Consider the following 12,196-nt stretch of genomic DNA (forward strand, 5'->3'; position numbering starts at 1 on the left):
GTGTCCCCGAAACACCACCCGGGATCGAGCGAACGGTACGCCCGTCGCCTCAGATCGACCGAATGTACCGTTCGCACGATCACCGAAAAGTGTGTGCCCACCGTAGATGTCATCAGTCGAACGTCAATCGCGCAACCAACCTGCCACGGAACCCGTCGAGCGTGGTTAGGCTCGGAGGAGGTTCCCGGCGCGGAGAGCGCGGGCCCTCACCAACGCATGCGTGATGACTTTGGAGGCTTCGATGACCGATATTCTCGACCGCACCAAGATTTATGTCGACGGATCCTGGATCGAATCGGCAGGTAGCGGCCGTATCGATGTGCTGAATCCTGCAACTGAGGAAGTAATCGCTCAGGTCGCAGAAGGTACTGCAGACGACGTCGATGCCGCAGCTGTTGCGGCACGAAAAGCATTTCCCGAGTGGTCGGCGTTGACCGGTGCCGAGCGCGCCGAGTATTTGTCCAAAGCTGCGACGCTGATCGCCGGGCGGATCGACGAACTTGCTGCGCTGGTGTCTGCGGACATGGGTATGCCGCTGGGGTTCGCGAAGCCTGTACAGATCGGTATGCCGCTCGCGAATCTGAACGCGTTTGCGGAACTTGCACGTACCTACGACTTCGACGCTCATGAGGTTGGCAACTCGTTGATCGTCCGTGAGCCGGCTGGGGTTGTCGGCGCGATCACGCCCTGGAATTTCCCCTTGCATCAGGTGGTCCTGAAGGTAGGCGGCGCGTTGGCAGCCGGCTGCACAGTAGTTCTCAAGCCAACCGAAGTTGCGCCTCTGATCACGTATGCGCTTGCCGACATTTTTGATGAAATCGGTTTGCCCGCAGGTGTATTCAACCTCGTGAGTGGATACGGGCCGGTTGTCGGTGAGGCAATTGCAGGCCACCCCGAGGTGGACATGGTCTCATTCACAGGTTCTACGCGTGCGGGCAAGCGCGTTGCCATCGTGGCAGCAGACACCATCAAGAGGGTCTCACTCGAGTTGGGTGGGAAGTCCGCAAACGTGATCCTCGACGACGCCGACCTCGAAAAGGCCGTCACGGATGGCGTCGCAAAGTGCTTCATAAACTCGGGCCAGACGTGTTCAGCTCTGACACGCATGTTGGTTCCGGCGGAGAAGGTGGATGAGGCCGCTGCAATTGCTGCTGCGGTCGCTGCGCATTTCCCCGTGGGAGATCCGACTCAGCCCACTTCGGTGCTTGGACCTCTGGTGAACGCGAATCAGTTGGGTCGCGTTCGTGGATACATCGAGAAGGGTGTGTCGGAAGGCGCAACCGCGGTCGTCGACGGTCGCGAAACTGGTCTGGCCAGTGGGTATTTCGTCGGGCCGACGGTGTTCTCCAATGTCACCGAGGACATGACGATTGCTCGCGAGGAGATTTTCGGGCCGGTCCTCTCGATCATGGGATACAAGGACGAAGCCGACGCAGTTCGGATCGCCAACGGTACCGAGTACGGTCTGGCCGGCGGTGTCTGGTCGGGTGATCCCGATCGGGCGGATCGCGTCGCACGGCAGTTGCGGGCTGGTCAGGTAGAGGTGAACGGCGGCGCGTTCAACACGAATGCTCCGTTCGGTGGCTACAAGCAGTCGGGCATCGGACGTGAAGCAGGAACGTTCGGGCTTGAAGAGTTCCTCGAGATCAAGGCAATTCAGCGATAGTTTGTTCGAGAATGGCGATGGTCCCGTACTTGGTACGGGACCATCGCCATTTCTGTACGTGGATCAGGACTTGGCGGCTTCCAAGTGTTGAGCCGAGACGTTTGCCAGGTGGGTGAGGTCGGAGGCAACGGTCGCGAAGGTGTAGCCCTCTCCGAGACGCTGCGCCGCAATCTGCCCGGCTGGGGTATGTATACCGGCGGCGACGCCGGCCGCCGCTGCTGCTTCACGGACCCGAGTGAGCGCGGCTTCGAATTCCTCGGACACATCCGGATCGTTGGAGTGCTTGCCGCCGACAGCAATTCGTAGATCGGACGGACCGACGTAGACGCCGTCCAATCCGGGTACTGCACAGATCTCTTCGACGTTGGCGAGGCCCTGTGGAGTCTCGATCATTGCGAAGACAACAGTGTCGCGGTTCGCGTCGGCGGGGATGGGGCCGACCCGGAGTTGTGAGCGCATCGGCCCGTAGGAGCGAACGCCGAATGGCGGGTACTTGGCGGCAGCGACTGCAGCCGCGGCTTCTTCGGCGTTGTTGATCAGGGGAACTATGACGCCCACAGCGCCGGCGTCGAGTGCTCGCCCGATCGGAGTTGGATTGTTGGCTTCGACTCGGACCATGCCGACGGTGGACGGCGACGAGTCGATGGCAGTGAGCCCGGCGACCATTCCCGAGTAACCGATCAGACCGTGCTGCATGTCGAGTGCGATGTAGTCCCAGCCGACGTGTGCGATCCATTCGGTCGAGATCGGGCTGTCGATGACGGACCAGTAACCGAGGATGCGTTCGCGACCGCGGATACGTGCGGCGAATTCCTGTGCAGACATAGCGGGGGTCTCTCTTGGTGTTGGCGGGTGTTTTTCAGCGGTTGTAGTTGGGCATGGGGCCGCGCAGTGCGGCTCCGACCAGATCGCATTCTTCGACGATCGTATTGTCGAGGGCGCCTCGCTGGAGTGCCGCGATGTTGGATTCCAGGTGCGTGACCTTCGATCCGCCCAGGAGTATCGGGCCGGTTGCGGGCTTACTGACGAGCCAGCGGAGCGCAAGTTCGGTCATGGCGATCCCGGCTTGTTCAGCGATCGCCGACAGCTGTGCGATGGCATCGAAGATCTGTGTGTTCCAGTATCGCTCCTTGTACATCGACGCAAGACGGGAGTCGCCGAATCGGCCGTCGGCGGGGTTTTCCTCGAATGTATGACGCCCGGTGAGCAGCCCGCCGCCGAGTGGGTTGTAGACCATGGTGGTCAGTCCGGTTACGTCCGCGAATTCTGCGTATTCTTCTTCGATCCGACGTGCGAGCAAGTTGTAGAGCTGTTGTGCGACGATCGGTCTCGGCGCACCTACTGTGTCTGCGGTGTGGTTGATTTCGCTGATTTGCCAGGCTGCGAAGTTGGAAACACCGAGAGCGCGAATCTTTCCTTCCGCAACCAGTTCGGCGACGGTAGTTAGTGTTTCGCTCAGCGATACCGCTCGATCCGGCTGATGGAGATAGAACAGGTCGACGTAGTCGGTGTCGAGCCTGCGCAGGCTTCCTTCGATGCTTGCCCTGAGCCCCTTTGCCGAGAGTGGGCTGTTGTCACCGGCATCGGGGTGCGGCATTCCTGCCTTGGTGGCCAGAGTGATGGAATCGCGTCGGCCGTGAAGGGGTTTCGCCAGCATGCGCTCGGACTCACCGCCCGCATATCCGTTGGCGGTGTCGATATGCGTGATGCCGGCGTCCAGTGCTGCGTCGAGCATCGAGCCCGCACCCGATATGTCGACGGTGTCTCCGAATGTCATGGTGCCGAGCACCAGTTTCGGAAGCTCGAGTGGGGCGGTCATCAGGCAACTCCTCGTGATTCGGTCTGCTTGGCTAGCAAGTTCTTGGACAGGGCTGCCACCACGTGCCGTGGTTTGATCCCGACCATGGTGGTGGGATCGAGGGCAGCGCCTCGTAGTGCGCGGGTGTACGGCTCGCGTGGGCTGGCGAGAACTGTTTCTGTGGAACCGGTTTCGACGATGGTGCCCTTGGACATTACGACTACGGTCTCGCTGATTTCTCGGACGACACCCAAGTTGTGTGAGATGAAAACGTACGTCAGACCGGTATCGGCTTGGATTTCACGTAGGAGTTCGAGTACCTGCGCTTGCACCGAAACGTCGAGAGCGCTGGTGGCCTCGTCACACACCAGGATCTCGGGTCCGCTGGCAAGTGCACGGGCTATGCCGATGCGTTGACGTTGCCCACCGGAGAACTCCGCCGGACGTCTATGCAATGCCGAGCTGGGTAATCCCACGCGGTCGACGAGCTCGGCCGCCGCCCTAGCGCGTTCCGTCTTGCTTCGGACGCCCTTGAGCCGCAGTGGTTCTCCGATGATGTCCTCGGCAGTCAGATGTGGGTCCAGTGATCCGTACGGGTCTTGGAACACCATCTGGACGCGAGAGCGGAAGGGGCGCAGCGACTTCTCCGACATCTGCGCGATGTCGGTGCCGTCGACGAGAATACGTCCACTGGTCGGCGTGAGGAGTCGGACGATCGATCGAGCGATCGTCGACTTGCCACATCCGGATTCGCCGACGATGGCCAGGGTCTTGCCCTTTTCCACCGAGAAGCTCACAGCATCGACGGCTCGGAAAACCCCGTCGGGAACCGGATACTCGACAACGAGGTCTTCGACGGCAAGCAACGGACTGTTGTGTGTGCTCATGCCGAGGCTCCGATCTGAGTTGAACGTGTATCGGTGGCGGGGTCGCCGTCCCAAGGCCCCAGGTGCGGTATGGCGTCGAGAAGCTTTTGTGTGTAGGCGCTTTGTGGTGAGTCGACGAGGACGTCGGCGCTGCCGGTCTCGACAAAACGTCCGTCCTTCATCACGTAGATGCGATCGGATACGAGTCGGGCAACTCCGAGGTCATGCGTGATGACCAGCATTCCGATTCCGGTGCGCTCCTGCAACTCGAGCAGTAGATCCAGAATCCCGGCCTGCACGGTAACGTCCAATGCGCTGGTGGGTTCGTCGGCCACGATCAGTTCGGGGCCGGCGGCAAGGGCGCCGGCGATCAGGACGCGCTGCAACATTCCGCCCGAAAGTTGGTGCGGGTACTTGTCGAGTTGCCGATCCGGATACGGAATGCGTACCTGCTCGAGCAGTTCCACCGCCCGCTCGATTTGCTGTTTCTTCGCAGTCACGCCGCTGTGGCGCACCGCTTCTCGAAGCTGACTGCCGATGGTGTGGACGGGACTCAGAGCCGTCATCGGGTCCTGGGGGATGAGAGCGATGTGTCGTCCACGAATGTCGTTCAAGATCTTCGTTTTTCCGAGAATGTCCTGGCCTTTGAATGCGGCCTTCCCGGACAGGACGGCGAGATCGTCCGGAAGCAGCCCGAGGATTCCCATGGCTGTCGTCGACTTACCCGAGCCGGATTCACCGATGATGGTGACGGTTTCACCGGCGTCGATGCAGAAGGACACCCCGTCGACGGCTCGAATGACGCCATTCGCAGTGACAAGTTCGATCTGGAGGTCGTCGACCCGAAGTAGATTGCCCATGTCTCACGCCTTTACTTTCTGGGCGTTGCCACGCCCGAACAGGCTTGCGCCCAGTCGTTTCGATCCTGCCGGCCGATCGCGCAGACCGTCGCCGAGTAGGTTCACTCCGACCACCAGCAGCACGATCATCAGGCCCGTCAGCGTCACGATCCACCATGAGGTGGTGATGTAGTCCTGGCCGTCGGCGATGATTCGGCCCCACGTTGCGAACGGACGTTGAGGTCCCGCGCCGAGGTAGCTCAACGAGCTTTCCAGCAGGACGGCCTGTGCGAGGAGCAACAGGACGACAAGCGACGCCTGCTTGACGATGTTCGGGATTACGTGGCGGACGAGGATGGACATGCGGGTCAGACCCAGGACTCTGGCCGCTGCTACATAGGGCTTTTCGCGTTCGACGAGCACCAAGGAACGGGTCAACCGCGCGACTTCGGGCCACTGCGCGATTGCGATGACAAACGTGATCACGGGGATGGACGGACCGAACAGTGCGACGACAAGAAGAAGCATCATCAACAGCGGAAGGGACAACTGAGCCTCGAGCAAGCGCGAGATGACCGTGTCGACCCAACCGCCGAAGTAGCCTGCGGCAGAACCTGCTACGACGCCGATGATGCCGGACACGACGACGGCAAGAATGCCGATTGTCAGAGACACCTGCCCGCCGTGCAGGATTCGCGAGAGAAGATCGCGTCCCAGTTGGTCGGTGCCGAACAGGTGGCCCTCGCTGAGCGGAGGCAACCGTCGCTGGCTCAGGTTGGTTTGATTCGGATCTGCCAGTGGCAGAAGGCCGGCGAGCGCAACGGGAAGGATCACGACGAGTGCGCAGATCGAGCCGGCCCAGATCTTGACGCGGCTGTCTCGCTTACGACGTGTTGCTCCGGCGCGAGCGAAATCAGCCTCGGTGACTGCGCTGGGGCGCGGTGTTGTGGGTGGTTCCAAGACTGTGGTCATCAGTTGGCGCCCTTTCCGAGGCGTACCCGTGGGTCCAGGAGGGGATAGAGGAGGTCCACTGCGAGTTGTACGAGTACCGCCAGGACGGCGGTGACGAGTACGGTCGCTTGGATCAGTGGGTAGTCGCGAGTCTCGAGTGCGCGGACCACCAGCGAGCCGACACCAGGCCAGGCGAACACGACTTCGACCACCACGACGCCGTTCAGCATTCCGGCAAATCTGGTGCCCAGTGCTGTGACGATCGGAATCGCCGAATTACGCATCGCATATCGCCAGGTGAGTTCGCGTTCCGTTACTCCGCGTGATCGAGCAACGGTGATGTACGGGGAGGCGAAGGCCGAGACCATTTCGCGTCGAACCATCCGGGAGATCAACGCAATTTGGAGGATCGCGATCGTGACGGTGGGCAGGATCAACGACGGCCACGTGGTGAATCCGGCGGCCGGGAGCACCGGGATCAAGACCGCGAAGATCGTCACCAGCATCAGGCCGCTCCAGAACTCCGGCATGGATTGTCCGCCGACGGCCACGACGTTGGCGCCGAGTTCGCGTCGTGTGTCCGCGTGACGGGCCATCCACACACCCAACGGAATCGAGAGTACGGCGGTCAGCAGGATGGAACTGACGGCCAGGGTGATGGTGTACGGAAGTCTGCCGAGTACGACGTCCATGGCCGGTGCCTGGAACGAGTACGACGTGCCGAGATTCAGGTGAAGGAGATCCCACAGGTAGATCAGGTACTGGGAGAAGACGGACTTGTCCAAGCCCATGTCTGCGCGGATCTGAGCGAGATCTTCTGTACTCGCCAGAGGCCCGGCAAGTGCGTAGGCGGGGTCGCCGGGTGCCATGCGGATCAGTACGAACACTGTGGTGAGCGTCAGAAAGATGGTCAGTGCGCTCTGGGCGAGACGCTTGATCACGTATTTGAGCGTCGGGTTCATCGTGACGCGTCGACGCGGGGAGGTTCCGAGCGTGGTTTGCGGTTTCGGAGCGGTGAGAGTCATCGCCTCAGGCCTCCAATCGGACGACGCCGAGATCGTAGGAGTTGATCGGGGTCAGTGAAACATTTTGAACGCGGGTGCGTTTCGCGAGCAGGGCGTTGGGGACGAAACTCCACAGGCATGGCCAGGTGTTCCAGATGTCCTGCTGCGCGGCGTCGAGAAGAGCGGCACGTTGCGCCGGATCCGGTTCGCTCGATGCGGCTTGGATCTTTGCGGTGATCTCGGGAAATACGTACCCGTGATAGGTGTCGCGAGTTGCTTCCTTCTCGGCTGTGCCCGCATACATGCCCTGCAGGGTGGTCAGCGCGAGGCCGGTCTGATTGCCGTAGCCGTTACCCAGGACATCCCAGTCCCCGGTCTTGCCCTGGCGCCACGACGAGATGTCGCCGCCCGGCTCGAACTGCTGCAGTTTGACGCGTACACCCACTGCTTTCATCATCTCGAGTACCGATTCCATCACCGATACGTCGTTGGTGAACTCTCCGGTTTCCCAGATGAAAGTGAGTTCCAGGTCATCGGCGCCCTCGGCGGCGAGCATTTGCCGCGCTTTTTGTGGATCATATTGGTAGGTGCCGGTTTTCACGGCTCCGTCCAATGTCGACGGTGCGGGACCGGTGGCCGGGACTGCCGATCCGATCAGCACGTCCCTGGCGAGCGACTCGCCGTCGATGGCGTAGGTCAGTGCCTCGCGGACACGCGGATTGGACAGTGGATGATCGGCGGGCTTGCGGAAGTTGAAGAACAGCTGGTTGATTCGAGTGCTCGGCACGGTATCGACCTGGACGCCAGGGAGGTCTGCGAGTTGTTCCGCGGAATCCGGGCTGATCGAGTCGATGACGTCGACCTCACCGCTGCGCAGCGCAACCACTCGGCCGGCCTCTTCGGGGATGAAGCGAACCTGGACTCGACGAACACCGGGGGCTGGGCCCCAGTAGTTGTCGTTGGCGACCAGCGTGTAATCGCCGGTGCCACGGTTCGATTCGCTGACGACGAACGGGCCGGAACCAACTCCGCTCTGCAGCTCATTCGGTTCGTTGGCGGCTGCCGGCGTGATCAAGATATTCGACATGAGTGAGTCCAGTACCGGCACCGGGGATTTTGTTCGAAGAATGAACGTACGGTCGTCGATCGGCACGACGGTGGGCCACTCCGGAAACTGCGGGGCGACAAACGATCCGCTGACCTGCTGGTACATCTCCATGGCCGTCGTGACGTCGTCGATGACCACGGGCGTGCCGTCGGAGTAGCGGATTCCCTCGCGGAGTCGAACTGTCCACTCGGTGGGCCCGGTCGACTCGAACCGATCGGCAAGAACCAGTTGCGGGGTCAGGGTGTCACCGATACGCGTGAGTCCCTGCCGGACGCCTCGTTGGGCCGTGACTGCGGCGTCGAATTGGTTGAGTTTGTTGTCGAGGCTGACGAGTGAACGGTTGAGACCGAGCACGAGTGTGTCTTGGGTCGGTTTTCCGGTGGGGCCGGCGCATGCGGCCGTCGAACCAAGAAGTGTTGCGCCACCGATCAGTCCCGTGAACTGCAAGAAGGAGCGCCGGGAGAGCTGTGGTGTTCGCAAACGAGAATTGGTCATCGGTGACCTTTCGATCCTGACGGGCAGCGTGGGGGCGACGCTCCGAGTGGATTGTTTGCGCACAATCGTGTCGGACTCTCGCTTGTAACTCAGCTCACAATGGCACTGTTGCGCACTTCACGCAAGTCCCGTAACTTCAATTGCGTACTTCGCGCATCAATTGCGGGACTGTGCATACTCGATTCAGACCGAAAGGGGGTCGAGGTAATCGATGAAACCACTGGTAGTAATCGCAGATGACCTGTCGGGGGCCGCGGAATCGGCTGCCGGATTTCTTTCCCGAAGTGGCGCTGTATCGCTCAGGCTCCGCCCCGGCGCGCAGGACGGAAGCGATGTGACCGTCTTCGACCTGCATTCTCGTCGTTCCGATCCCGCTCAGGCCGGGCGCGACGTCCGTACTGTTCTGCATTCAGTCGCGGGTTTCGCCGTCGTGAAGAAGATCGACTCTCTACTCCGGGGCAACATAGCTGCCGAGGTTGCAGAACTTACGCGCGACGGATCGCCGGTCATTGTCGCCGCCGGACTCCCCGCACTGGGACGGATGGTCCGCGATGGCGTGCCACTTGTCGACGGTGTTCCGTTGCATGCCACCTCTCTGTGGCGCGCGGAGACGATGCAACCCCCGCATTCAATCGCCGAAGTGCTCGGTGATTCGGTGCTCACTACCGACGTACCTTTGGTCGTCGTACGGTCCGAAGCTCTACCTCGAATACTCCACGAGATCGCCGATTCCGGATCGGTAGCCGTCTGCGATGTAGAAACGGATGCAGATCTCGACACGATTGTTGCTGCAGCGCAGGAGGTTCCGCGCTCCAGGCTTGTGGGTACGGCTGCGCTTACTGCGGCCGTCGCTCGAAGCCGGGTAGCACGATCGTCGGATACTGCTGTGCAACTGCGTGCTTCGCGAAGCAGCTTGACGGTGGTGGGGACGGCGGACATCTCCGCCGCTGAGCAGGTGGCGTTGCTTCGCGGGTCGGGCATTCGCCACGTGCTCGTGGACAGTGCCGATCTTCTCGCGAATTCGGCTGAGCCGTCTACGATCCTGGAAGCCCTCAACGGCGGAAATGTCGTCGTTTCGGTTGGTGGGCCGGTCGTACCGTCTGAGGCCGCCCGCTTGGTATCTGCTCTGGCTGAACTGATCGCGGCCGTGGATGTGAGTCGTGCGGGCCGCGAACACCCGCTCGATCTAGTCCTCACCGGCGGCGAAACCGCACGCAGCGTTCTCGATCGACTGGGCATCGAACATCTGTCGCCGGTATGCGAAATCGAATACGGCGCCGTGCTTTCCAGCGATCCGACGGGGCGCTACATAGTCACGCGGCCGGGCAGTTTCGGCGATGTAGACAGTCTGCTTTCCATCACGGAGTTTCTCTCGCGCCCTGCGTCGGCCGTCACTCCGCACAGTCCACTTTCGGTAAATCCTTCAGACAACGAGGTCAACGTAATGCCCATCGAATCCGCCCCACTGCCGCTGATCGCTGTCACGATGGGGGACGGCGCCGGCGTCGGGCCCGAAGTGATCGTTCCAGCGTTACTCGACGACGGGACAAGAAAGCGTTGCCGCCCGGTAGTCGTCGGTGACGCGAAACGCCTGCGTCTGGCTGCTGAAGTACTCGGAATAGATGTCGACGTGGTCGTGATCGACGAGATCAAGGATGCCGAATTCACGTCCGGGCGGATCAACGTCATTGACCTTGACCTGCTGCCGGAGGACCTGGCGTGGGGAGAGCTGTCTGCCGTTGCAGGCGATGCCGCGTACCAGTACATCCGCGTTGCAAGCGAACTCGCTGTCCGCGGTGAAGTTCAGTCGATCTGCACAGCGCCCCTGAACAAGGAGGCACTACATGCAGCCGGTCATATCTTCCCAGGACACACGGAACTGCTCGCGCACCTGACTGGCACCGAGGAAGTGTCGATGATGCTGTCGACGCCCAAGCTCAAGGTCATCCACGTGACCACGCACATCGGGCTCCTCGACGCAGTTGCTCGGATCGAGCCCGGACTGGTCGAGCGGACAATTCGTCGAGGTCACGAAGCTTTGGTGCGCACGGGTAATCCGGCGCCGAAGATCGGGGTGTGTGGAATCAATCCGCACGCGGGAGAGAACGGACTCTTCGGATACGGGGAGGAAGAACAGAAGATCATTCCGGCCGTCGAACTGCTTAAAGCCGAGGGTATCGATGTGCACGGCCCGTTGCCTGCGGATACTGCATTCTTCTTGGCCGGACGCGGCGACTACGACTTGATCGTCGCGATGTACCACGATCAGGGGCACGGTCCGGTCAAGGTCCTCGGAATCGAAGCGGGCGTCAACATCACCGTCGGTTTGCCTGTCATTCGTACATCGGTAGACCATGGAACCGCCTTCGATATCGCAGGTAAAGGCATAGCCGAGGCCGGTAGTATGGTCGAGGCGCTGCGACAGGCAGCCGAATTGGCAACTAGCACATTCGTTTCCAAGTAGGCGCGGAGTTTCGAAGGGGGAGCGATGGCCATCCGGGAGTCGGAGGCGAGGCGGTCGGAGATTGCGAGGCTCGCTCGCACCAGCGGTCTGGCCAGCGTCGAGGATCTGTCTGCTCAATTCGGGGTGACCGCGTCCACGATCCGTCGCGACCTGAGCCAGCTGACCGCGCAGGGGGTTATTGCCCGAACGTACGGCGGCGCGATTGCACTCAACCCTCATCCGGAATCTTCCTTGCGTCAGCGCGCAATGGAAGGGTTCGACGCAAAACGGGGAATTGCCGAGTGGGCTGCAGCGCAGGTCCGGCCTGGAGAGACCGTCCTCTTGGATGCCGGTACGACGGTGGGCGCGATGGGCGAGTTCTTACGTCACGTGACGAATTTGACGGTTATTGCCGCTGGCTTGACCGCGCTCGAAGCACTGGCTGATGCTGACGGTGTCCGAGTCGAATGCCTCGGTGGGACATTGAGGCAGCTCAGCCAGGGTTTTGTCGGGCCACTCGCTGAAGCATCACTACAGAGGGTGTCGTTCGACAAGGCCTTTCTCGGTGCCGATGCCGTGACCGCCGACCTGGGTATCTGTGAAGCAGAACTGGACCAGACGCGGTTGAAGGAAATGATGATCGAGCGCGCCGGCGAGGTCTACATACTTGCGCACTCCGCCAAGCTCGGGGAACGGCCATTCCACGCGTGGGCCCCGATTCCTCCGGGGGCGGTGCTGGTCACCGATTCCGCAGTCGACGCCCGGCAGGTTGAATTGTTCGAGGACGCCGGAATACGTGTCGAGATTGTGTGAGCCCACCCCTCGTTCTTCGGTGTCCGGCGTCACATTTGCGCAATTTCGGTGAATTGACAGTGATATGACGGTCTCTAGCTGCGGAAATGGCAAGAGTATTCGCTCTGACCAGGCGATTTGTTAAAGGCTTCAACAGTCGCGTAACTTATTCCAAGTCAGAGCGACACGGACACCGACTCCCGCTTCACAGCGAGTGACACGAGGTTGTACGAA

At 61.2% G+C, this 12,196-nt stretch carries 10 protein-coding genes; 3 read left to right on the top strand and 7 right to left on the bottom strand.

Annotated elements, in window-relative coordinates; genetic code table 11:
• Positions 1 to 241: 241 nt before the first annotated feature.
• Positions 242 to 1,666, top strand: a complete 1,425-nt coding sequence (locus V2B23_RS30250; RefSeq protein ID WP_430953602.1) for an aldehyde dehydrogenase family protein — start codon at positions 242 to 244, stop codon at positions 1,664 to 1,666.
• 63 nt (positions 1,667 to 1,729) lie between these two features.
• On the opposite strand, the gene V2B23_RS30255 is transcribed toward V2B23_RS30250, so the two are convergent.
• Genes V2B23_RS30255 through V2B23_RS30285 form a run of 7 tightly spaced genes read right to left on the bottom strand, consistent with a single transcriptional unit; the run spans position 1,730 to position 8,727 of the window.
• Positions 1,730 to 2,491: an HpcH/HpaI aldolase family protein gene (locus tag V2B23_RS30255; protein ID WP_045071539.1), complete on the bottom strand. Its 762-nt coding sequence runs from the start codon at positions 2,489 to 2,491 to the stop codon at positions 1,730 to 1,732.
• Between the two features lie 34 nt (positions 2,492 to 2,525).
• The gene (locus V2B23_RS30260; protein ID WP_430953603.1) at positions 2,526 to 3,485 is read right to left on the bottom strand and encodes an aldo/keto reductase; all 960 of its coding nucleotides are present in this window, start codon (positions 3,483 to 3,485) and stop codon (positions 2,526 to 2,528) included.
• The gene (locus tag V2B23_RS30265) at positions 3,485 to 4,351 is read right to left on the bottom strand and encodes an ATP-binding cassette domain-containing protein (RefSeq protein ID WP_430953604.1); all 867 of its coding nucleotides are present in this window, start codon (positions 4,349 to 4,351) and stop codon (positions 3,485 to 3,487) included. The genes V2B23_RS30260 and V2B23_RS30265 overlap by 1 nt, the downstream gene beginning before the upstream one ends.
• Positions 4,348 to 5,190, bottom strand: coding sequence for an ABC transporter ATP-binding protein (locus V2B23_RS30270; RefSeq protein WP_430953605.1), 843 nt, complete (start codon positions 5,188 to 5,190; stop codon positions 4,348 to 4,350). The genes V2B23_RS30265 and V2B23_RS30270 overlap by 4 nt, the downstream gene beginning before the upstream one ends.
• A gap of 3 nt (positions 5,191 to 5,193) precedes the next feature.
• Positions 5,194 to 6,141 carry an ABC transporter permease gene (locus tag V2B23_RS30275; protein WP_430953606.1) on the bottom strand — a complete coding sequence of 316 codons (948 nt, stop codon included), beginning with the start codon at positions 6,139 to 6,141 and terminating at the stop codon, positions 5,194 to 5,196.
• Entirely contained in the window at positions 6,141 to 7,145 is a 1,005-nt protein-coding gene (locus tag V2B23_RS30280) for an ABC transporter permease (RefSeq protein WP_430953607.1), read from the bottom strand. Before V2B23_RS30280 ends, V2B23_RS30275 begins: the two co-directional genes overlap by 1 nt.
• Before the next feature lie 4 nt (positions 7,146 to 7,149).
• On the bottom strand, positions 7,150 to 8,727 hold the full coding sequence (locus tag V2B23_RS30285; RefSeq protein ID WP_430953608.1) for an ABC transporter substrate-binding protein: 1,578 nt from the start codon (positions 8,725 to 8,727) through the stop codon (positions 7,150 to 7,152).
• 211 nt (positions 8,728 to 8,938) lie between these two features.
• Between V2B23_RS30285 and pdxA the strand changes: the two genes are divergently transcribed.
• Positions 8,939 to 11,191: a 4-hydroxythreonine-4-phosphate dehydrogenase PdxA gene (pdxA, locus tag V2B23_RS30290; protein WP_430953609.1), complete on the top strand. Its 2,253-nt coding sequence runs from the start codon at positions 8,939 to 8,941 to the stop codon at positions 11,189 to 11,191.
• Between the two features lie 24 nt (positions 11,192 to 11,215).
• The gene (locus V2B23_RS30295; RefSeq protein ID WP_430953610.1) at positions 11,216 to 11,983 is read left to right on the top strand and encodes a DeoR/GlpR family DNA-binding transcription regulator; all 768 of its coding nucleotides are present in this window, start codon (positions 11,216 to 11,218) and stop codon (positions 11,981 to 11,983) included.
• Positions 11,984 to 12,196: the final 213 nt, after the last annotated feature.

This window comes from Rhodococcus sp. 24CO (genome assembly GCF_050586165.1).
Classification (GTDB): Bacteria; Actinomycetota; Actinomycetes; order Mycobacteriales; family Mycobacteriaceae; genus Rhodococcus_F.

Coding starts and splice junctions, on each gene's coding strand:
- V2B23_RS30250 (WP_430953602.1), top strand. CDS start 242: ATGACCGATATTCTCGACCGCACCAAGATTTATGTCGACGGATCCTGG.
- V2B23_RS30255 (WP_045071539.1), bottom strand. CDS start 2,491: ATGTCTGCACAGGAATTCGCCGCACGTATCCGCGGTCGCGAACGCATC.
- V2B23_RS30260 (WP_430953603.1), bottom strand. CDS start 3,485: ATGACCGCCCCACTCGAGCTTCCGAAACTGGTGCTCGGCACCATGACA.
- V2B23_RS30265 (WP_430953604.1), bottom strand. CDS start 4,351: ATGAGCACACACAACAGTCCGTTGCTTGCCGTCGAAGACCTCGTTGTC.
- V2B23_RS30270 (WP_430953605.1), bottom strand. CDS start 5,190: ATGGGCAATCTACTTCGGGTCGACGACCTCCAGATCGAACTTGTCACT.
- V2B23_RS30275 (WP_430953606.1), bottom strand. CDS start 6,141: ATGACCACAGTCTTGGAACCACCCACAACACCGCGCCCCAGCGCAGTC.
- V2B23_RS30280 (WP_430953607.1), bottom strand. CDS start 7,145: ATGACTCTCACCGCTCCGAAACCGCAAACCACGCTCGGAACCTCCCCG.
- V2B23_RS30285 (WP_430953608.1), bottom strand. CDS start 8,727: ATGACCAATTCTCGTTTGCGAACACCACAGCTCTCCCGGCGCTCCTTC.
- pdxA (WP_430953609.1), top strand. CDS start 8,939: ATGAAACCACTGGTAGTAATCGCAGATGACCTGTCGGGGGCCGCGGAA.
- V2B23_RS30295 (WP_430953610.1), top strand. CDS start 11,216: ATGGCCATCCGGGAGTCGGAGGCGAGGCGGTCGGAGATTGCGAGGCTC.